The sequence below is a fragment of the Nonomuraea sp. NPDC052265 genome (assembly GCF_044547985.1).
GTDB lineage: Bacteria > Actinomycetota > Actinomycetes > Streptosporangiales > Streptosporangiaceae > Nonomuraea.
Map to the genome: position 1 here is coordinate 1 of NZ_JBIUBJ010000017.1, position 20,500 is coordinate 20,500.

The 20,500-nt window shown below is 70.6% G+C and carries 18 protein-coding genes; 13 read left to right on the forward strand and 5 right to left on the reverse strand.

Going from position 1 to position 20,500, the window contains the following annotated elements:
* Positions 1-74 precede the first annotated feature (74 nt).
* From ACIHAD_RS36000 to ACIHAD_RS36045, 10 genes are all read left to right on the forward strand, one after another.
* Positions 75-674 (forward strand): serine hydrolase domain-containing protein, encoded by a 600-nt coding sequence (locus tag ACIHAD_RS36000; RefSeq protein WP_397359363.1) that lies wholly within the window; start codon positions 75-77, stop codon positions 672-674.
* A 184-nt stretch (positions 675-858) separates the two neighbouring features.
* Positions 859-1,956 carry a hypothetical protein gene (locus ACIHAD_RS36005; protein ID WP_397359190.1) on the forward strand — a complete coding sequence of 366 codons (1,098 nt, stop codon included), beginning with the start codon at positions 859-861 and terminating at the stop codon, positions 1,954-1,956.
* 74 nt (positions 1,957-2,030) lie between these two features.
* Positions 2,031-2,582: a DUF305 domain-containing protein gene (locus tag ACIHAD_RS36010; RefSeq protein WP_397359191.1), complete on the forward strand. Its 552-nt coding sequence runs from the start codon at positions 2,031-2,033 to the stop codon at positions 2,580-2,582.
* A gap of 60 nt (positions 2,583-2,642) precedes the next feature.
* Positions 2,643-3,338 carry a FadR/GntR family transcriptional regulator gene (locus ACIHAD_RS36015; RefSeq protein WP_397359192.1) on the forward strand — a complete coding sequence of 232 codons (696 nt, stop codon included), beginning with the start codon at positions 2,643-2,645 and terminating at the stop codon, positions 3,336-3,338.
* Between the two features lie 34 nt (positions 3,339-3,372).
* On the forward strand, positions 3,373-4,623 hold the full coding sequence (locus ACIHAD_RS36020) for an ABC transporter substrate-binding protein (RefSeq protein ID WP_397359193.1): 1,251 nt from the start codon (positions 3,373-3,375) through the stop codon (positions 4,621-4,623).
* Entirely contained in the window at positions 4,623-5,462 is an 840-nt protein-coding gene (locus tag ACIHAD_RS36025; RefSeq protein WP_397359194.1) for a carbohydrate ABC transporter permease, read from the forward strand. Before ACIHAD_RS36020 ends, ACIHAD_RS36025 begins: the two co-directional genes overlap by 1 nt.
* A complete protein-coding gene (locus tag ACIHAD_RS36030) occupies positions 5,459-6,268 on the forward strand; it encodes a carbohydrate ABC transporter permease (protein ID WP_397359195.1) in 810 nt (269 codons plus the stop codon). Before ACIHAD_RS36025 ends, ACIHAD_RS36030 begins: the two co-directional genes overlap by 4 nt.
* On the forward strand, positions 6,269-9,214 hold the full coding sequence (locus tag ACIHAD_RS36035) for a glycoside hydrolase family 38 C-terminal domain-containing protein (RefSeq protein WP_397359196.1): 2,946 nt from the start codon (positions 6,269-6,271) through the stop codon (positions 9,212-9,214).
* The gene (locus ACIHAD_RS36040) at positions 9,211-10,443 is read left to right on the forward strand and encodes an enolase C-terminal domain-like protein (RefSeq protein WP_397359197.1); all 1,233 of its coding nucleotides are present in this window, start codon (positions 9,211-9,213) and stop codon (positions 10,441-10,443) included. The genes ACIHAD_RS36035 and ACIHAD_RS36040 overlap by 4 nt, the downstream gene beginning before the upstream one ends.
* Positions 10,444-10,452: 9 nt before the next feature.
* Entirely contained in the window at positions 10,453-11,889 is a 1,437-nt protein-coding gene (locus tag ACIHAD_RS36045; RefSeq protein WP_397359198.1) for a S10 family peptidase, read from the forward strand.
* Here ACIHAD_RS36045 and ACIHAD_RS36050 read toward each other — a convergent pair.
* The 5 genes from ACIHAD_RS36050 to ACIHAD_RS36070 all read right to left on the reverse strand — a co-directional run bounded on the left by ACIHAD_RS36050 (position 11,848) and on the right by ACIHAD_RS36070 (position 16,291).
* The gene (locus tag ACIHAD_RS36050) at positions 11,848-12,762 is read right to left on the reverse strand and encodes a hypothetical protein (RefSeq protein ID WP_397359199.1); all 915 of its coding nucleotides are present in this window, start codon (positions 12,760-12,762) and stop codon (positions 11,848-11,850) included. The genes ACIHAD_RS36045 and ACIHAD_RS36050 overlap by 42 nt on opposite strands.
* Positions 12,753-13,172, reverse strand: coding sequence for a peptidase inhibitor family I36 protein (locus ACIHAD_RS36055; protein ID WP_397359200.1), 420 nt, complete (start codon positions 13,170-13,172; stop codon positions 12,753-12,755). Before ACIHAD_RS36055 ends, ACIHAD_RS36050 begins: the two co-directional genes overlap by 10 nt.
* A 176-nt stretch (positions 13,173-13,348) precedes the next feature.
* On the reverse strand, positions 13,349-14,119 hold the full coding sequence (locus ACIHAD_RS36060; protein ID WP_397359201.1) for an SDR family NAD(P)-dependent oxidoreductase: 771 nt from the start codon (positions 14,117-14,119) through the stop codon (positions 13,349-13,351).
* 22 nt (positions 14,120-14,141) lie between these two features.
* Positions 14,142-15,125, reverse strand: coding sequence for a DUF4432 family protein (locus ACIHAD_RS36065; protein ID WP_397359202.1), 984 nt, complete (start codon positions 15,123-15,125; stop codon positions 14,142-14,144).
* Positions 15,122-16,291, reverse strand: coding sequence for a DUF4185 domain-containing protein (locus ACIHAD_RS36070; RefSeq protein WP_397359203.1), 1,170 nt, complete (start codon positions 16,289-16,291; stop codon positions 15,122-15,124). The genes ACIHAD_RS36065 and ACIHAD_RS36070 overlap by 4 nt, the downstream gene beginning before the upstream one ends.
* Positions 16,292-16,419: 128 nt before the next feature.
* On the opposite strand from ACIHAD_RS36070, the gene ACIHAD_RS36075 reads away from it, so the two are divergent.
* The 3 genes from ACIHAD_RS36075 to ACIHAD_RS36085 all read left to right on the forward strand — a co-directional run bounded on the left by ACIHAD_RS36075 (position 16,420) and on the right by ACIHAD_RS36085 (position 20,462).
* Positions 16,420-18,030, forward strand: coding sequence for an ABC-F family ATP-binding cassette domain-containing protein (locus ACIHAD_RS36075; RefSeq protein ID WP_397359204.1), 1,611 nt, complete (start codon positions 16,420-16,422; stop codon positions 18,028-18,030).
* Between the two features lie 64 nt (positions 18,031-18,094).
* On the forward strand, positions 18,095-18,895 hold the full coding sequence (locus tag ACIHAD_RS36080; protein WP_397359205.1) for a hypothetical protein: 801 nt from the start codon (positions 18,095-18,097) through the stop codon (positions 18,893-18,895).
* A 103-nt stretch (positions 18,896-18,998) separates the two neighbouring features.
* The gene (locus tag ACIHAD_RS36085; RefSeq protein ID WP_397359206.1) at positions 18,999-20,462 is read left to right on the forward strand and encodes a sigma factor-like helix-turn-helix DNA-binding protein; all 1,464 of its coding nucleotides are present in this window, start codon (positions 18,999-19,001) and stop codon (positions 20,460-20,462) included.
* The last annotated feature ends 38 nt before the right edge of the window (positions 20,463-20,500 follow it).

The window sequence follows — 20,500 nt, forward strand, 5'->3', positions numbered from 1 at the left end:
GCCGCCGCGTGCTGACGATGTGCTGACCTTCCGCGCCATCAAAGGCGCGTTGACCTCGGGCTTTTGCCCTACTCCTGCATTCCAACACCAACTACGTGCTGGTCAGGCTGCTGATCGAGAAGGTCACCGGCCGTCCGCTCGCCGAGGAGATGCGGCGGCGCGTCCTGGAGCCGCTCGGGCTGACGGACACCGTCGTGCCGGGCACCGACACGGAGATCGCCGGGCCGCACGCCCACGCCTACTACCGGTACGAGGAGGACGGCCAGGAGAAGACGGTCGACGTCACCCGCCAGAACCCCTCCTGGATCGCCACCGGCGGCGACATGATCTCGACCACCGAGGACCTGCACACGTTCATCTCCGGGCTGCTGGGCGGCAGGCTGCTGCCGGCGCCGCTGCTGGCCGAGATGCTCGACGCGCACCCCAAGATCGGCTACGGCCTGGGGGTGTTCGTGCAGGACGCGGACCCCGAATGCGGCACCATCATCACCCACAACGGCGGCATCTCGGGCTCCGCGGCGCTGATGTACAGCACGCCCGACGGCGGCACGACCCTGACCGCCTCGCTGACCTACGTGGACGACGCCGCGATGTCCCAGGCGGAGGCGTTCCAGAAGGCCACGCAGCGGCTGGTCACGGAGATCTTCGGTGGGGGATCGGCCGACCGGGGGTAGGCGCGGCCCGGGCCGGGAGGCCATGACCGTGCTGCCGGGACCGGCGTCCCGTACGACGGTTGATCGATTGTCCGGTTCCGGACACGGGGCTGGACCTGTCACCCGGCAGGCGTATTCCTGGAGGGTCGAGTGCCTCTGAGTCCGAGGACCGGCGGGAACACAGGAGCTCCTCAGAGGGGGACACGTGGCCAGGGGCGAATCCTTACCGAACTACGAGCAGCTGTTCGACGTCGAGCTCGACCACAGACAAGAGGACGAAGCCCGTACGGTGTACTCGCCGGGCGCCCACCTCGTCGACCTGCTGGGGCTCATGGAGAACGTCTTCCGGCAGCCGTCCCTGCTCGGCGAGGAGCGACGGCCGGATCTGCGCAGGATCCTGCTCGACGCCGAGAACACGTTCACGGAGTCGCCCTACCTCGACATCGTCGTGGAGATGCTCGAAAAGCTCGTCGGGCGGGATCCGTACGAGGTGATGCGCGGGCTGGCCTTCCCGTTCTCGATGCCGTTCTCGCTGCGTGAGGAGCGGTTCAGGAACTACCTGGGCCGCTTGCGGCTGGGCCCGGACGAGCTCTACCGGCTCTTCGCCCCGGACGCCGACCCCGGCACGGTGGCCCGGCTGTACCTCGGCCTGTCCCCCGAGGACGTCACCAACGCGACGACGGCCGCGACGAGCGAGGCGCAGGTCAAACGCCTCTACGGGCTCTCGGACCAGGACCGGCTGAGCGTCCTGGAGAGCGTCGGGCGCTTCCGCGAGGCCGCCGGGCTGACCGCGCTGGAACTGCGGGAACTGCTCGTGCAGGCGGAGGACCCGGACCGGCCGCCGGCGAAGTTCTTCGTCAACCTCGGCGGCCCTCCGGTGACGATGTCCGAGGACGGCGCCAAGCTGGGGACCGTCGTCGACGGCAGGCCGGGGCCGGTCCCGCCGTACTGGTTCGACCGGGTGAGCAGGCTCGTACGGCTGGCCCGCAGGACCGGCCTGAGCACCACCGACCTCGACCGCGTGCTGACCTCCTGCCGCGGCGGCGCCCTGGACGCGGCCGCGCTGCGGACCCTGGCGGTGGTCGTCCACCTGACGCGCGGCTACGACCTGACCGTCGAGGGCGTGTGCGGGCTCGTCGTGCCGATCCGCCCGGCCTGGAGGACCTGCCGCGCGTCTCGGGCGACATCATGGCCACGCACAACAAGGAGTACCGGCGCGGGCTGGCACGTTCCATCGGCACGGCGGAGAACGATCTGGCCGAGGTCGTGCGGCGCTACCGGGAACGTTACAACGCGTCCTTGACAGGGGCCCTTGCGCGTTTCGGGGAAATCGTCTAACTCTTAGGAAGGTTTCCTTTTTAATGGAAGGCGCGCAGAGTGGCCGCAACCCCCCGATCCGGCGCCCTGAAGCTCGTCCTGGCGGCCCTGGGCCTCCTGCTGGCCACCGCCTGCGGGACGGCCGGGGCCAAGGCCCCTCCGGTGAACGCCCAGGACGTGATGTTCGTGCAGATGATGGTCCAGCACCACCGCCAGGGCATCGAGATCGCCAAGCTGGGCGGCGAACGGGCCACCACCGACCAGCTCCGGATCCTGGTGGCCGCCGTGGCCGGCACGCAGCAGGACGAGGTCGAGATGATGCTGCGCTGGCTGTACGCCTGGGAACAGCCGCTCACCGCCGCCTCCGGCGCCCACGACCACCACGGCGGCATGCCGGAGACCGACCGCAAGCAGATCAGGGCGCTGAAGAAGTCGAAGTCCTTCGAGCGCGACCTGATGACCCTGCTGATCGCGCACCAGGGCGACGCGATCAGGATGGCGGACACCGAGGTGGCCTCCGGGGCGGATCCGGCGGTCAAGGAGTGGGCGGCGCAGGTCCAGGCGTCCCGCAAGGCGCAGATCGACCTGATGAAGGACCTGCTCAAGCGCTGAGCCGGAGAAATCGCCGGTCAGCGTAGACGTGCGTCGGATTAAGTGATTAGATCACTTGATATGTCCGAGGTTGCGCGGCCGACGCTTTCCGACGCTCTGACCGAGCGCATGCTGGAGCTCATCCGTAGTGGGGGGCACCGGCCGGGCGACAGGCTGCCGTCCACCAGGGAGCTCTCCCAGCGTTTCGCCGTCACCACCCCGACGCTGCGCGAAGCGTTGCGCAGGCTGGAGGCCACCGGGGCCATCGAGCTGCGGCACGGCTCGGGCATCTACGTCGGCGCCGACATCGAGCGGCTCGTGCTGCCCAACCCCAACATGCGCGAGATGCACGTCGCCCAGCTCCTCGAACTGCTCGGCGCGCGGATCGTGATCGAGCCGCCGCTGGCCGCCATGGCCGCCGAGCACGCCGAGGGCGCGGAGCTGGCCGCGGTCAAGCGGGTGCTCGACCAGGCGGGCCGGCACCTGCGCGGCGAGGACGCCGAGCTGCACGAGGCCAATATGTCCTTCCACCGGGCGACCGCGCGGATGGCGGGCAACAGCGTGCTGCACGAGGTGGTCGACTCGCTGCTCACCGTCCACGGGGCCGAGCAGCGGGAGATCCTGCAGATCTTCGACGACCGGCGCCGTGACTACGAGGAGCACCTGGCCATCCTGGAGGCCATCGAAGCGCGCGACGCCGCCGAGGCGCAGGCGCGTATGCGGGCCCATCTGGTCGACGTCCGGACCGTCGTCGAGCAGAGGTTGCCCCCCAGATAGAGCAAGTCCCCCCGAAAGAGCAAGGAGGCCGGCCATGTTCCGGTCACGTGTGGCCACGCTGGGCGTGGCGGCGCTGGTCCTGACCGCCTGCGGCGGAAACAGCGCCGAGGCGCCGGAGAAGAAGACCGAACTGACGCTCTACAACGACAAGGGCGCCTGGACGAAATACTTCGACGAGATGGGCGCCCTGTCCAAGCAGCAGATCGGCCTGGGCATGAAGCCGACGGGGTACACCGACTCCGCCCAGTACCAGGCCTTCATCAAGGCGTCCTTCCGCACGAACGTCAAGCCTGACCTGTTCACCTGGCAGACCGGGGGGATGCTGGAGGAGATCGTCAAGCAGAAGCAGGTGGCCGACACCACGGCCGTCTGGCAGGAGGCGATCAAGGCGGGCGACCTGTCGCAGGACCTCGCGCCGTACTACACGATCGGCGGCAAGCAGTACTGCGTGCCGATGAACGTCGCCTACTGGGGCATGTTCTACAACAAGAAGATCTTCGACAAGTACGGCCTGAAGCCCCCGCAGACCTGGGACGAGCTGGTCCAGGCCGCCGACACCCTGAAGAAGAACGGCGTCAAGGCCTTCTACCACACCAGCGTGTTGTTCTCCTTCGTCTGGTTCGAGCAGCTCATGGCCGGCTCCGACCCCGACCTGTACGACCGCCTGTCCACGGGTCAGGCCAAGTACACCGACCCGGGTGTGGTCCAGGTGATGGAGAAGTGGAAGTCGCTCATCGACGCCGGATATTTCATGAACCCGGGTGACAAGACCGACCCCGGTGACGTCCTGAAGAACGGCAAGGCGGCGATGGTCTCCTTCGGCACCTGGTTCGGCACCAGCATGACGCAGCGCGACCTGAAGTCCGGCACCGACTATGGATTCTTCGTCATTCCCAACGTCAACCCCGCGCTGCCGAAGACCTCGATGATCTTCGAGAGCGGGCCGCTGTGCTCGCTCGCCAAGGGGGCCGACCCCGACTCCAACATGAAGTACCTCAAGTGGTGGACCAGCGCCGACGCCCAGAAGAAGTGGGCCTCCACCAGGGGTGACGTGAGCGCCAACCCGAAGGTCGAGATCGCCGACGAAGCGCTCGGCACGGTCACCAAGGACGCGGGCGGCGGCAAGTACCGCCTGGTCAACCGCTACTTCGAGGCCACGCCGCCCCCGGTGCTGACCGCCGCGCTCGACGGCTTCGGCAAGTTCGTCACCGAGCCCGGCACGTACAAGGAAGTGCTGGAGACCATCCAGAAGGCCGCCGACGAGTACTGGGCCACGCATCAGTGATGCGGGCACCGATGCTCGGCCGGTTCAGGCACGGTTATGTGGCGCCCGCGGCCGTGCTGGTCGCGGGGCTGCTCTACGCGCCGTTCCTGTGGACGGCCTACCTGAGCCTCACCCGGTACGACGGCCTGGAGTCCCCGGCGTGGGTCGGCGTGCGCAACTTCGTCAAGCTGCTGGACGACCCCGCGCTGCTCACCTCGACCCGCAACACGCTCATCTGGGTGGCCGGCACGATGGTGCTGCCGGTCGGGCTCGGCCTGCTGGTCGCGGTGCTGTCCTACGACATCAAGGGGGGCGCCTGGTACCGGGTGCCGTTCATGCTGCCGTACGCGCTGAGCGGCGCGGGCCTGGCCATGGTGTGGAGTCCGGTGTTGTCCCACGACGGGATCGCCAACCGGCTGCTCGGCGTGGACACCGCGTTCCTCCAGGTCGCGCCGCACAACACGCTGGCCATGCTGCTGGTGTGGACCTGGCAGCAACTCGGCGTGAACACGCTGCTGTTCGTCGTGGGCCTGCAGTCCATCCCCAAGGAGCCGATCGAGGCCGCCCGCATCGACGGCGCCTCCGGCTGGCGGCTGTTCCGGCACGTGATCTGGCCGCTGATGCGCCCGCTGACCGCGGTCGTGGTCGGGCTGGCGCTGGTGGCGAGCCTGAAGACGTTCGACATCGTGTGGGTGCTGACGCAGGGCGGCCCGGGACGCAACTCCGAGACGCTGGCGGTGACCATGTACCGCGACACGTTCGTGGCCAGTGACTACGGCTACGGCTCGGCGGTCGCGGTGATGCTCACCGTGGTCACCGGGCTGGCCTCCTACCTCTACCTGAGGAGGCAGGTGCGATGATCCGGCGGATCGTGCTGATCGTGCTCGGGCTGATCTGGCTCGGGCCGACCTACCTGCTCATCGTCAACGCCTCCAGACCGGCGGCCTCGTACGATCCGGGTCGCGCGTGGGTGCCGTCCGGCGACTTCGCGCTGCTGGAGAACTTCGGCCGTGCCCTGGACAGCGCCGACCTGACCGCCAGCCTGGCCAGCACCGCCCTCTACGCGGTCGTCTCGCCGCTGCTCGGCGTGGTGATCGGGGCGCTGGCCGGCTACACGATCGTGGTGCTGCGGCTGCGGCACGGGTTCTGGTGGTTCCTGCTGATCTTCGGCGGCACGGTCTTCCCGTCGCAGATGTTGCTCGTGCCGCTGTTCGTCGGCTACAGCGACGCCGGCCTGTACGACAGCAGGCTCGGCATGATCCTCGTCTACACCGCGATCAACGTGCCGCTGGCCGCGTTCGTGCTGCGCAACTTCTACACGGGCGTCGCGTTCTCGATCTTCGAGGCGGCCCGCATGGACGGCGCGTCCACGTGGCGCATCTTCTGGCGGATCTACCTGCCGATCTCGCTCAGCGCGCTGACGGCGGTGTTCATCCTGGAGTTCACCTTCATCTGGAACGACCTGATCTTCGGCCTGACGCTGACGCAGACCGAGAGCGTCCGGCCGGTCATGACCGCACTGGCCGGCCTGATGACCGACGTCTACGCCGGCACCCCGGTCCCCGTCGGCCTGGCGGCGGGCCTGGTGGTCTCGCTGCCGACGGTCGTGCTGTTCCTGGCAACCCAGCGCCTCTTCGCACGGGGCCTGTCCCTAGGGAGTGTTTAGATGACGAGCCGGTTGCTGCAGCGGAGCCTGGGTAGCCCCGACTACGACGGGATCAGGCAGGCGCTGCGCAACGACACCTCGACCCCGGTGATCAGCGTGCGCGGGCTGGAGGTGCGGGTCGCGGTGCTGCCGCTGTTCACGCACGACGGCCGCCAGGCGGTCAGGGTGTCGAGCACGCAACCCCTGACCCACGTGCTGGTGGGCGTCGACAGCGCCTCGGGCACGGACGTGACGCTGCTGGTGCCCGAGGTGGACGCGCCGCGCACGCTCACCCTGGAGTGCCGCGACGACGCCGGCGTGGTCGGCAGCGCGCAGGTCACGGTCACCGCGCAGCGCAAGTGGAGCGTGTTCGTCGTGCACCACTCGCACCTGGACATCGGCTACACCGACCCGCAGGGCACGGTGCTCCGCCACCACCTCGACTACCTCGACGCGGCGCTGCGGCTGGCCGAGGAGACCGCCTCCTGGCCGGACGACGCCAAGTTCCGCTGGACGGTCGAGTCGTCGATGCCCGCGCTCAAATGGCTCGACGCCCGGCCCGCCGGGCAGGTCGACTCGTTCGCCGCGCTGGCCAGGGCGGGCGTGATCGAGGTGACCGCGCTGCCGTTCCAGCTGCACACCGAGGCGTGCTCGACCGAGGAGCTCTACCGCCAGCTCCGCTTCACCGCACAGCTCCAGGACCGGTACGGCTTCGCCACCAGATCCGCCATGCACACCGACGTGCCGGGCGCGGTCGTCGGCCTGGTGGACGCGCTCAACGCCTCCGGCGTGCGCTACCTGGCCGCCGCGCACAACTGGGCCGGGCGGTCGGTGCCGTACCTGCACGGCGGCGACAAGCTGACCAGGCCCTTCCGGTGGCGGGCGCCGAGCGGGAACGAACTGCTCGTGTGGTTCACCGACACGCCGCACGGGATGGCGTACATGGAGGGCAACACGGTCGGGCTGACCGACTCCTACGAGCTGGCCGACGACCTGCTGCCGCGCTACCTGTCGGCGCTGGCCACGCGGGGCTACCCGTACGGGCCGGGGACGTTCGGGTGGCAGGGGCCGGACGCGCCGCGCGAGCCGTACGAGCTGGACGTGCTGCACCTGCGGGTCCAGGGCGCGCACGCCGACAACGCCGGGCCGTCGATCGTGCCCGCCTCGATCGCCCGCCGGTGGAACGAGACGTGGGCCTGGCCGCGCCTGCGCTCGGCGGTCAACAGCGACTTCTTCGAGCACGTCGAGGAGCGCTACCACGACCGCCTGGCCGTGCACGAAGGCGACTGGACCGACTGGTGGGCCGACGGGCTCGGCTCGGGCGCCCGCCCGCTCGGCTACGTGCGCCGCGCGCAGTCGGCCCTGCGCGTCGCCGAGACCCTGCACACGATCGCCGGCGCGGACGCCACGGACCAGATCGACGAGGCGTACGACAAGGTCGCCCTGTTCAACGAGCACACCTGGGGCGCGGCCAACCCGTGGGAGGACGCCGAGGAGGCGGGCGACTCCGGCGGCCTGCAGTGGACCCGCAAGTCGTCGGGCGCCTACCAGGCCCAGGACGACGCCTCCGACCTGCTGCACGCCGCCACCCGCCGCTTCGCAGCCGCCCTGTCGGCCCCGGACGGGGAAGCCGCCGCTCTGGCCTCCTTCGCCGTCTTCAACCCCGGCACCCGGGCGCGGACCGACGTCGTGCGCGCGTTCCTGCCGCGCGACGTGGTGGCCGTGGACGTGCCGATCGCGCTGGTCGACGCCCGGACCGGGCAGACCGTGCCGCACCACGAGGAGTACGTCGACCCCGACGACTGGCCGACCCGACCGATCGGCCGGCACGTCCACGCGGTCGTGGCCGACGTCCCCGGCTTCGGCTACGCGCGGCTCGACGTCGTCCGGGGACAGAACCAGGCCCCCGAGCCGGTCGAGCCGGGCCTGGACGGCGTGATCGAGAACGAGTTCTACCGGGTCGCCTACGACGTCCGCGAGGGCCACATCAGCTCGATCTTCGACAAGTCGGCCGGCCGCGAGCTGGTCAACGGCGACGCCGCCGCCGGTTTCGGCCAGTACGTCTACGACCGCTACGCCACCGCCCCGCACTTCAACCACCTGTCGGGCCACGTCGGGGCGCACGACAGGACGCTCCTCGGCGACCGGGCCGTCGCCCGCAACGCCACGATCGTCAAGGCGCAGCGCACGGCGGTGAGCGAGAAGCTGGTCGTCGAGCTCCAGGGCAAGGGCGTCGACTGGCTGCGCACCACGATCGAGCTGCACCGGGGCGTCCCCAGGCTCGACCTGACCTACCAGCTCGCCAAGCAGGGCACCCCGGCCAAGGAGGCGGTCTTCCTGGCCTTCCCGTTCGCGACGGGCCCGGCCACGGCCTGGGAGCTGACCGGCGGCGTCGGCGGCCCCGGCGTGCCGCGCGTCCCGGGTTCGGCCGAGTACATGTTGCCGATCAGGCACTGGATCGCCTTCGAGGACCCCGAGCTGACCGTCGCCTGGGCCACCCTGGAAGCGCCGCTGGTGCAGCTCGGCACCATCCACATGCCGTACGCGCCGTTCCCGCCCACGCTCGACCAGGAGGACGGCACGGTCTACTCCTGGGCGCTCAACAACATCTGGGACACCAACTTCCCGGCCCAGCAGCAGGGCGAGACCACCTTCCGGTACGCCGTCACGTCGGAGGCCGGCGTCAAGGGCAGCAGGCTGGGCGCGGCGGTGGCCTCGGGGCTGACCGAGCCGTTCGTCGGCGCGCTGGTCACCGGCGAACCGGGGTCCACCGAGACCTACGCCTCGGTGGACCACCCCGACGTGCTGATCACCTCGATCGGCCGGGTGGACGGGGAGCGCGTGGTCCGGCTGCAGTCGCTGGCCGCCGAGCCGGTGACGGCGACGGTCACGGTGCCGGGACGGGATCCGGTCGAGGTCCGGCTGCCCGCGTGCGGGGTCGCCGTCGTCGGGGGGAAGCGCGCGTGAAGATCGTTGACATCCGGGCCACGACGGTCGCCGTCCCGCTGGAGGCGCCGCTGCGGCACAGCAACGGCGCCCACTGGGGGCGGTTCGTCCGCACGATCGTCGAGGTCGAGGCCGACAACGGGCTGGTCGGCCTGGGGGAGATGGGCGGCGGGGGAGAGAGCGCGGAGTCGGCCTTCCGCGCGCTCGTCCCGTACCTGAAGGGGCACAACCCCTTCGAGCTGGAGGCGCTGCGCTTCAAGATCGCCAACCCGACCGCCTCGCTCTACAACAACCGCACCCAGCTCCTGGCCGCCGTCGAGTTCGCCTGCCTCGACCTCGTCGGGCAGCACCTCGGCGTGCCCGCCCACGACCTGCTGGGCGGGCGGCTGCGGGACGCGGTCCCGTTCGCCTCCTACCTGTTCTTCCGGTACGCCGCCGACGGCCACCCGGAGATCCGTACCCCCGGCCAGCTCGTCGAGCACGCCGCCCACCTCAAGGAGGCGCACGGGTTCACCGTGCACAAGCTCAAGGGCGGCGTGTTCCCGCCGGACTACGAGCTGGAGTGCTACCGCGCGCTGGCCGAGGCGTTCCCCGCCGACCGGCTCAGGTACGACCCCAACGCCGTGCTGTCGGTGGCCGAGGGGCTGCGCTTCGGCCGGGCCATCGAGGGGCTGAACAACGACTACCTGGAGGACCCCGTCTGGGGGCTGGAAGGGCTCAGGGCCGTTCGGGAGCAGGTCAGGGTGCCGCTGGCCACCAACACGGTGGTCGTCAACTTCGAGCAGCTCGCCTCCAACGTGCTGCGCAGGGCCGCCGACGTGGTGCTGCTGGACACGACGTTCTGGGGCGGGGTGCGGCCGTGCGTGAAGGCGGCGGGGGTGTGCGACACGTTCCAGGTCGGGGTGGCCGTGCACTCCTCGGGCGAACTGGGCATCCAGCTCGCGACCATGCTGCACCTCGGCGCGGTGCTGCCGAACCTCACCTACGCCGCCGACGCCCACTACCACCAGTTGCGCGACGACGTGATCGAGGGCGGCAAGCTGCCGTACGCGGACGGCGCCATCGCCGTGCCCTCGGGCCCGGGGCTCGGGGTGCGCCTCGACCCCGATCGTGTGGCCCGCTACGCCGAGCTCTACCGGGAGACCGGCGGCTACCCCTACGACCGCGACCCGGGCCGTCCCGGCTGGTACGCCACCGTCCCGAACGAACGCTTCGCCGACCCCGCGATCTCGGTGGACGTTGCTCCATAATTGGCCGCTATGTCCGACGAAGTACAGACGAAGAAGCCCGCCGACAACCTCGTCACCACCCGGCACACCCTGCCGACCGGTGAGGGATACACCGCCACCACCGGAACCATGGTGGTGCGCGAGGAGGTGTTCACGGACGGGACGTTCGACGGCCACCGCCCGAAGGCCGAGGTGTTCCTCACCTCCTACACGCTCGACGACGCCGACCCGCTGACCAGACCGGTCACGTTCGCCTTCAACGGCGGCCCCGGGTCGTCGAGCGTGTGGCTGCACCTCGGCATCCTCGGCCCGCGCCGGGTCGTGATGGGGGACGCGGGCTCGCTGCTGCCTCCGCCGTACGCGCTGGCCGACAACGACGAGACCCTGCTCAAGGTGAGCGACCTGGTCGTCATCGACCCGATGTCCACCGGCTACTCCCGGGCGGCCGAGGGGGAGAAGGCCGACCCGTACCACGGGTTCAGCGGCGACGTGGAGTCGGTCGGCGAGGTGATCCGGCTCTGGACGACCAGGAACGCGCGCTGGATGTCGCCGAAGTTCCTGGCCGGCGAGTCGTACGGCACGGTCAGGGCGGCCGGCCTGGCCGACCATCTCCAGTCGCGGTACGGCATGTACCTCAACGGCGTGATGCTGATCTCCTCGGTGCTCGACTACGCGACCGTGGAGTTCAACGAGGGCAACGACGTGGCCTACGCCCTCTATCTACCGACATATGCCGCCATCGCGCACTATCACGGCCTGCACGGCGACCGCCCGCTGGCCGACGTGCTGCGCGAGGCCGAGGAGTACGCCTCCCGCGACTACCCGTGGGCCCTGGCCCGCGGCAACCGCCTCACCGCCGACGAGCGCGCCGCCGCGGTCTCCAGGGTCGCCGCGCTGTCCGGCCTGTCCGAGGACTACGTCGACCGCGTGGACCTGCGCATCGAGCACATCCGCTTCTTCACCGAGCTGCTGCGCGACCGCCGGCTGACCGTCGGCAGGCTCGACGGCCGCTTCACCGGCTGGGACCCCGACGGCGGGCGCGAGCACTTCGTCTCCGACCCGAGCATGAACGCCATCACCGGCCCCTACAGCGCCGCGCTCAACCACTACCTGCGGACCGAGCTGGAGTACGCCAACGACCTGCCCTACGAGATCCTCAGCTCGCGGGTGCACCCGTGGTCGTACAAGGAGTTCGAGGGCGTGCACGTCAGCGTGACCGACCGGCTCGGCGCCGCCATGCGGACCAACCCGCACCTGCGCGTGCACGTGGCCTGCGGCTACCACGACGGCGCCACGCCCTACTACGCGGCCGAGCACGCCTTCGCCCACCTGCCCGTGCCCGCCGAGCTGGCCGCCAACGTCGAGTTCAAGTACTACGAGGCCGGCCACATGATGTACGCGCACGAGCCCAGCAGGCTCGCCCAGTCAGCCGACCTGGCGGCCTTCGTGCTCGGACAGCAGGCGTGAGGCCCGCTCCAGCCGCTGCCGCAGGTTCGCGGCCAGCGCCTCGAAGCGTTCCCCGTTGTCCCGGATGACCGCGCGCTGAAGCTCGGCGTCGGCATCGAACCAGGCGGCGACCAGGCCCGACGACCACTTGCAGGTCGTGTCGGCCACGGCCGTCTGCTTCTCCTCCTCGCTCACGGCGGGCTTGTCCAGGTCCCAGCGGGAGTCGGCGATGGCCGCCTCGGGATCCGGGTAGGGGTGTCCTGCCTGGGTCATGCACGACTGCCAGCGCCTGGTCGCCGCGGCCACGCCGCCGTGCTTGGCGGCCTGTTCCAGGGTGAGCGAGTCCTGGAGACCCAGCCACGGCCAGTCCGCCTTGCGGGTGCCGCTCTCCATCGTCGCCGAGGCGCGGTCGAGGCAGCCGCGGTCGGCCGCGGTGCCGTACAGGCGGTGGCGGGTGTGCTTGGGCAGCTTGTTGACCCAGGAGGCGGTGGTGTCCGGGGACGGGGGCCTGGCCAGGTGGTAGCCGTACCGCTGGGCGGCCGTGGTGTCCACGACGCCGTAGCGGCGGGAGTTGCCGGGATCGACCGCCGCCAGCTCGGCGGCGTCCTCGGCGGGTGGGGTGACGGTGAGGCCGCGGCGGTTCATGCATTGCGCGACCAGATGGTTGTGGGCATTGCCCAGGACGGCCCGCTGCTCGGGAGTCGGCTTGTAGGCGTCGAACGGCAACACGAGCTGCGACACCGAGGTCACGCCCGCCGCAGGCCGCTCGCGTACGGGCTCGCCGGCGGCGCAGGCCGCGGCGGACAGCAGCAGCGCGCCCGCGAGGAGGCCGCGACAGCCGGTTTCCGGCGGCCAAGCCCGGAAACCGGCACTCCCGTTATTTCTCAGCGGCACCAGATGTCGATCGAGCTGGTGCGGTTGTTGCCGATGGCGTTGTTGGACAGGTAACCATCGTTGGAGTTGTGGGTGAAGGTGCTGTGGGCACCGGTGTAGTCGGCGTGCTGCCAGAGGGTGGCGCTGCAGCCGATGCGGTTCCTGACGGAGCTGGTCTCGTTGTCCATGCTGTGCCAGGTGTTGCTGAAGTCCCAGTTCAGCCAGTTGTTGTCGGCCAGGTCGGAGTCGTCGGCCGTGAAGTCGCGCCAGTGGTCGCTCTGGCCACGGTTGTAGTCGAAACCGGCGTACAGGCAGACGCGGCCGCCGTAGCACGTCGAGCGTGGGCTGGCCACCGCCGCGGCAGCCGGGACGACCACGGTGAACAGCGCGGCCGCGGCGACGAAGCCGACGGCCTTCTTGGTGAGCCTCACAGGTCTCTCCTAGATCGGTGAGTTGTTTCGGAACCCGTACCTACGTGCTTGAGGGGGCTCGGGACCCACCCTCGGATTACACGCAGAGACTCTGGTTACCAGGCTCACCACCTGGTACTTCGTCGCGTTGACACAACGATTGCCAGGATTGGGAGGCGACTGGGGACTTACTCGACCTAGTCGGGGAGCGCCGCCGGGTTTCGGGCCAGCAGACCGCCGTCCACGCGGTGCTCGGCACCGGTGATGAACGACGAGCGCGGCCCCGCCAGGAACGCCACCAGCTCGGCCACCTCCTCGGCGCGGCCGACGCGGCCCAGCGGATGGGCCCTGCCCCACTGCTCGACCTGCTCCTCCTGCGACAGCTCGCCCCGCCACAGGTCGGCCGCCCAGCGCAGCATGGGGGTGTCCACCGAGCCCGGGCAGACCACGTTGACCCTGATCCCGTCGGGCGCGTGGTCGAGCGCCATGGCCCTGGTCAGGCCGTTCAGGGCGGCCTTGCTCGCGGTGTAGGCGGCCACCTGCGCCTGCGAGGCGAACGCCTGCACCGACGACATGACCACGATCGAGCCGCCGCCGCGCTCCCTGAGCCTCGGCACGGCGGCCTTGCAGGTGAGGTAGACGCCCTTGAGGTTGACGTCCATGACCTCGTCCCACACCTCCTCCGGGGTGTCCTCGACCGTGCCGTACCGCTGGACGCCGGCGCAGGTGACGACGACGTCGAGGCCGCCGTACCTGGTCACGGCCAGATCCACGAGGTCACGCATGTCGCCGGCCCTGCGCACGTCGGCGACGACGCCGGTGACGTGCTCGCTGTCGAGCACCGCGTCCTTGTCCACGCCGCAGAACACCACGTTCGCGCCGCCGTCGGCCAGCCGGTCGACCACCGCCCGCCCGATGCCCATCGACCCGCCGGTGACCAGCGCCACCTTGCCGGAAAACTCACTCACGCCAGCACCTCCGCGCGCCACCTCAACACCTTGGTCTCCTGCGGTCCGAGCGACAGGGCGCTCCCGTTGGCCACGGCGGCGGCCAGGCCGTCGGTCGGCATGCCGGCGAACGGTTCGAGCCCCAGCGTGTAGGCCCGTCCCCACCAGGGGTAGCCGGTGGACGCCCCGAGCTCCTGCCACATCCACAGGTAGGGGAGGAGCGCCGCATCCCACTCCACCCGCATACCGATATCCCCCGAAATTTCGTACCAACCCTCAGGGAAACCTGCGAGGTAGACGATGTCGCTCGGCCCGCCCCGCTCCGGCACGACGCTCGATCCGTCTCCCCGCCCCCGTCGGCGGGCACCACCGGCCACCGCCACGGCCCGCCGGGACGCACCCGGCGCCCGGCCGGGTCGATCGGGCCCGCGTGCGGGATCACCCGCACCCCCTCGGGCAGCCGGATCCGCGCCCCCGCCCGCAGGAACGGCGCCCCGAAGACGATGTGCTGCCCCCACATCGCGTGCAGCGCGAGGTCCGCCTCGTTGGTCACCCGCCCCTCGACCTCCAGCGCGGCCGTGCCGGACCGGAGCCGGAACACCTTCTCCACCCGGTACGGCAGCCGCCGCGTCCGCACGCCGAGCCGCACCGCGACCTCCTCCTCGGAGTCGGCCACCACCTCGCACGACCACGGCAGCCCGGCCACCTCGCCGTGCTGGGCCAGGCGCGCGCCCCGGTACTCGCCGGGCGCGCCGCCGTTGGGGAAGACCTCCTGCCAGCCGCCCTCGTAGTGGTCGACGAACTGGGCGACGTCGTCGGCCGCGCCGTGACGGTGGTCGCGCGGGTCGCGCAGGCCCTGCGGGGAGAGCCAGACGAAGTCGGTGTCGGTGGGCTTGTGCAGGAACTCCACCACGTCGCCGCCCTTGTCCGGCACGACGGTCACGCGCAGCCGCTCGTTCTCCAGCGTGACCGCCCGCAGCCCGTCAAGGGTGAGGTGCCGCAGGCGCGCCGCCCAGTTACGTCTCACTCGAACGTCACATCCAGGAACCTGGGCCGGTAGACGGACACGTCCCGGTAGTGGTCGGTGTTGACGAAGCTGTTGACGTTGTAGGAGACCACCAGGCCGTTCCCGGCGACGTCGGGATGGGCGTGGGCGTTGTAGGTGAAGACGTTCCCGCTGGTCTCGGGGGTGGTGTAGACGTGCTGCTTGCCGGTGAAGGGGCCGGTGGGCGAGCACGCCGAGTAGGCCACGATGTTGGGGCTGAGCACCTCGGTCGTGTCATGAGTGATCAGGACATATCCGGATCCGACCCGGGTGACGCTGTACTCGTTCGCCACCCCGCCCATGATCCGGGCCGAGTCGGTCTCGTCCGGCGACCAGGAGCCGTCGGCCGTGCGGAACTCCCACGTGCCCAGCAGGCTCTGGCCCCTGACCCGGGCGAGGTGCATGTACTTGGCCGAGCCGAGGTCCTCGACGCCGTACACGTAGGTGTAACCGCCGTCCTTCAGCAGGCCGGAGGCCCAGGAGACGCCGTGTCCCGAGGGCAGGTCGTGCACGCTGATCGGCTGGTGGAGCCGGCCGGGCGCGAACCTGGCCACCACGTTCCGGTGCCAGCGCCAGTCCCACGCGCCGGGGCCGAACCGCTCGTACTCCTGGTAGGTGACCTCGACCAGGCCGCCCGCCAGCGTGGCGTCCCCGGCCCAGTACCAGTGCTTGTCGTCGCGGGGCGGCATCACGGCCTCGGGCTTCGCGGCCGTGCCGTCGTGGACCGTGGACAGCCGCCCGTCCCGCTCGACGGCGAAGGAGTTGTTCAGGAAGACGGTGGTGCCGCCCTCCTCGACGACCGGCGGCCGGGAGCCGTCGGGGTTGACCCGGCCGAGGAAGGTGTCGGAGAACACCCACAGCTCACGGCCGTTCGGCAGCCTGAGCGAGTAGGTGCCGTCGGCGCCCGTCCAGTCGTCCAGGCGGCTGTTGTCGTTGCCGTACGAGGTGAACAGGCTGGTCAGCCGGGCGTCCACGGACGCGCCGCGCACGGTGGGCGCGCACGCCGAGACCGGGCCGGACTGCTGTTGCGTCGCGCCGACCGACGGCGGCACGGGCTTGGGCGGCGCGGCCCACGCTTGCTGCGGCGCGGCGATCAGACCGAGCACCGCGACGGCGAGGGGGGCGAGGGAGGAGCGGAATCGCGTCATCACCGGTTCCTAGGGCTGGGGGGTCCCGTACAGTTCTAGTCATTAGATCACTTGCTGTCCAGGGTCCCCGGGATCACCGGCCCGAAATTCGGGTGCCGGTGGTGCGGAGCGGCCGGTAGCCTGCCCGGATGGGCCACGTTGAAGTAGGACATCTGACGTACGTGCTGCCCGACGGCCGGCCCCTGCTCAACGACGTCTCCTTCCGGATCGGCGACGGTGTCAAGGCGGCGCTCGTCGGGCCCAACGGCGCGGGCAAGACCACGCTCATGCGCCTGGTCGCCGGCGACCTCGAACCCGTCGAGGGCAGCGTGACCAGCTCCGGAGGGCTGGGCGTGATGCGTCAGTTCATCGGCAGCGTGCGCGACGGGAGCAACGTCCGCGACCTGCTGCTGGGCGTCGCCCCGCCGGCCGTGCGGCAGGCGGCCGAGCGGCTCGACGCGGCCGAGCTGGTGATGATGGAGCGCGACGACGAGAAGGCGCAGATGCGCTACGCGCAGGCCATCGGCGACTACACCGACGCCGGCGGCTACGAGATCGAGGTGCTCTGGGACACCTGCACCGTCGCCGCCCTCGGCGTCCCGTACGACCGGGTGAAGTACCGCGACGTGGCCACCCTGTCCGGCGGCGAGCAGAAGCGGCTCGTCCTGGAGGCGCTGCTGCGCGGCCCCGACCAGACCCTGCTGCTCGACGAGCCCGACAACTACCTCGACGTGCCCGGCAAGGAGTGGCTGGAGCAGCAGCTCCGCGAGACGTCCAAGACCGTGCTGCTGGTCAGCCACGACCGCCAGCTCCTCGCCAACGCCGCCGACCGCATCGTCACGGTCGAGTCGGGCAACATCTGGATCCACGGCGGCGGCTTCGCCGGCTACGGCGAGGCCCGCAAGGCCCGCAACGAGCGGCTCGACGAGCTGCGCAGGCGCTGGGACGAAGAGCACGCCAAGCTCAAGGCCCTGGTCAACATGTTGAAGAACAAGGCCAGGTACAACGACGGCATGGCGGCCCCCTACCACGCGGCCCAGACGCGGCTGCGCAGGTTCGTCGAGGCGGGCCCGCCCGAGCAGGCCCCCGGCGACCAGAACATCAAGATGCGGCTGCGCGGCGGCCGCACCGGCAAGCGCGCGGTCATCTGCGAGGGCCTTGAGCTGACCGGTCTCATGCGCCCGTTCGACCTGGAGATCTGGTACGGCGAGCGCGTCGCCGTCCTCGGCTCCAACGGCTCGGGCAAGTCCCACTTCCTGCGCCTGCTGGCCGGCGAGCCCGTCGCGCACGCCGGCGTGGCCAGGCTCGGCGCCCGGGTCGTACCCGGGCATTTCGCCCAGACCCACTCCAGGCCCGAGCTGCTCGGCCGCACACCGGTCGAGATCGTGATGAACGAGCACGCCAGGCTCAAGAACGAGGCCATGAAGACCCTGGCCCGCTACGAGCTGGCCGGGCTGATCGCCGAGCAGCGGTTCGACACGCTGTCCGGAGGCCAGCAGGCGCGGCTGCAGATCCTGCTGCTGGAGCTGTCGGGCGCCACGCTGCTCCTGCTCGACGAGCCGACCGACAACCTCGACCTGGCCAGCGCCGAAGCGCTCCAGGTGGGCCTCGACGCGTTCGACGGCACGGTCATGGCGGTCACCCACGACCGCTGGTTCGCCGCCGACTTCGACCGTTTCCTGGTCTTCGGCTCCGACGGCATGGTCTACGAGTCGTCCGAGCCGGTATGGGACGAGACCAGGGTCGTCCGGCGGCGTTAAAGAGTTGGTACGCCCGGCGCGTGTCATCTGACAGCCGTGCCCATGCACGGGTTATCACGGCAAAGTGATCCCGCGTAGCCGAACCGTCAGCCTCCTCGCACTCGGGGCGATCTGCCTCGCCGGTTGTTCAAGTGAGGACCAGCCAACCCAATCGCTCAAGCCGCTCGTTCTGAAGGAGCAGGTCTCGAACATCGCCAAGTCCTCCGACGGCTATGCCGTCAACTGGGCGGGCGTGCTCAGCAACGCCAACCCGTGGCACTTCGGCGAGCACGTGGTGGCCACCATCGTGGGCCGCGACGCCGCCGGCACCGAGGTGGTGCGCATGGACCAGCCGCTCGACGCCGTGCCGCCGGGCGGCTCCCTGGCCTTCACCGGCCAGGCGTCCACCGCCGAGAAGCCGGTCAAGGTGACCATCCAGTACCGTCCGGCGCAGTGGCGGACCGCCGCGCGCATCCCGTCGTCGTTCCAGTCGTTCCCGATCACCCGCGTCCAGACAATGCGCCAAAAAGACGACTCTTACCTTATTACCGGCTATGTCGGGAATCCGTATCAATTGCCGGCGAGCAGCCTGGTGGTGAACGCGTTGTTGCGCGACGGGGCCGGCAAACTGCTCGGCGGCGGCAGCACGTTCGTGGACGACGTCAAGGCCGGCAGCCCGCCCAGGTTCATCCTCACCGTGGCCGGACTGCCCAAGGGCAGCAAGGTCGCCAAGACCGACGTCACCGCCAGGACCTGGGGTTCGACCGGCCGCCCCTACGAGGATCTGGCCATGGGCGGCGCGATCCCGGAGCACACGGTCAAGCCCACCTCCGAGCCGTTCACGGTGGATCGGGGGAGCCAGGTCATGGGCCAAGTAAAGCAATAATCGGCATTAGTCCGAACAAATAGGTTGAGGAATTGACAGGTCGCGGTAGACAAGCGGCGGAACCGGTAGAACTACTAGTTACCGATCCATTACCTTCGGTCACATGAATGACCGCGTCCTGGTGGAGGCACTCCGCACCCGTGACCCGGGAGCCCTCGCCGCGCTCTACGACACCCACGCGGAGAGCGTCTACCGCTACTGCTGGTCCCTCCTCCTCGACACCGACAGCGCCCAGGTGGCCCTGCGCGACACGCTGATCGCCGCCGAGGCGCACGCGGGCGCGCTGTCCCAGCCCGACAGGTTCCGGGTCTGGCTGCTCGCGCTCGCCCGGCTGGAATGCCTGCGCCGCAGGATGGCCGCGCCGCCCGGCACCGACGAGGCCCTGGCCGAGGCGCCGCCGCTCGACGACCCGGCCGACGCCGACCTGCGGCTCATGGCCTGGAACGCCGTCGTGAGCCTGCCCGTCGCCGACCGCGAGGTGCTGGAGCTCGCGACCACGCACGAGCTGGGCACCGCCGACCTGTCGCAGGTGCTCGCGCTCTCGCCGCGCCAGGTCGAGCAGGCCCGGCAGCAGGCGCGCGAGCACCTCACCGACGCCGTCACCGCCGAGATCCTGGCACGCAAGGGCCCCTACGACTGCCCGCGCCGGGCCCGGATCCTCGACGGCTTCTCCGGCGAGCTCACCAGGGAGATGCGCGAGCACCTGGTCGGTCACGTCGCCCGCTGCGAGGTCTGCGCGCCCCACCGCGACCGCCAGGCCTCGGCCGCCAAGGTCTTCGCCCTGCTGCCCGCCGCCGCGCTCCCCGACGCGCTGCGCATCAGGGTCATGAGCTGCTTCGCCGACCCCGAGCTGCTGCCCTACCGCCGCTACGTCGCCCGCCGCACGGCCTCCCTGGACGCCGCCGGGTTTCCCGTTCCCACCCAGACGGCGGCTCGAAGGTGGCCTCAGGCGGTGGCGGGCGCGCTGGCGGCGGTCGCGACCGTGGTGGCGATAGCGGTGATCTTCAACCAGTTCGGCAAGGACAACGGCGGTCTCGCCGGGGTGGCGACGGCCGCGTTCCCCGCCACCGGCGAGCCGCCCGGCATCAGACTTCCCTGGCAGCCCGACCCGCAGGACGTCCAGTTGACCGTAGAGCCCATCCTCGACAGCGCGGCGCCCGAGCCGTTCGGCATGCTCGGCTCGACGACGCCGGTGCCGCCGGCCGTGCTCGTGCCCACGCACGCGACCGCGCCGACCGCCGAACCCGAGCCCGGCGAGCCGCAGCCGACGCCCGACGGCCCGCCGCAGGTCGATCCGCCGGGCCAGGACCCCGGCGACCCGACGTACGGCCAGCCCGGCCAGCCGGGTCATCCGCCGGGCCGTCCGACGCACGGGGAGCCCGGCCATCCGCCGCACGGCGAGCCGGGCACGCGTCCGCCGACCCGCACCCCGCCGGTGCCGACCCCCACCCCCGCCCCGACGCCCACCGAGACGCCCGCGCCGACCACCACGCCCACGGAGACGGCCACGCCCGCTCCCACGCACCCGCCCACCGAGGAGCCCGCCACCCCCGTCGAGAGCGGCTGAGCGGGTCGTGGAGGCGTTCGAGCTGCGCCAGGACCCGC

Bases quoted from the DNA above. Each gene is read 5' to 3' on its own strand.
- ACIHAD_RS36015 (WP_397359192.1), top strand. From the start codon at position 2,643: ATGTCCGAGGTTGCGCGGCCGACGCTTTCCGACGCTCTGACCGAGCGC.
- ACIHAD_RS36085 (WP_397359206.1), top strand. From the start codon at position 18,999: ATGAATGACCGCGTCCTGGTGGAGGCACTCCGCACCCGTGACCCGGGA.
- ACIHAD_RS36070 (WP_397359203.1), bottom strand. From the start codon at position 16,291: ATGACGCGATTCCGCTCCTCCCTCGCCCCCCTCGCCGTCGCGGTGCTC.
- ACIHAD_RS36075 (WP_397359204.1), top strand. From the start codon at position 16,420: ATGGGCCACGTTGAAGTAGGACATCTGACGTACGTGCTGCCCGACGGC.
- ACIHAD_RS36030 (WP_397359195.1), top strand. From the start codon at position 5,459: ATGATCCGGCGGATCGTGCTGATCGTGCTCGGGCTGATCTGGCTCGGG.
- ACIHAD_RS36020 (WP_397359193.1), top strand. From the start codon at position 3,373: ATGTTCCGGTCACGTGTGGCCACGCTGGGCGTGGCGGCGCTGGTCCTG.
- ACIHAD_RS36045 (WP_397359198.1), top strand. From the start codon at position 10,453: ATGTCCGACGAAGTACAGACGAAGAAGCCCGCCGACAACCTCGTCACC.
- ACIHAD_RS36035 (WP_397359196.1), top strand. From the start codon at position 6,269: ATGACGAGCCGGTTGCTGCAGCGGAGCCTGGGTAGCCCCGACTACGAC.
- ACIHAD_RS36025 (WP_397359194.1), top strand. From the start codon at position 4,623: ATGCGGGCACCGATGCTCGGCCGGTTCAGGCACGGTTATGTGGCGCCC.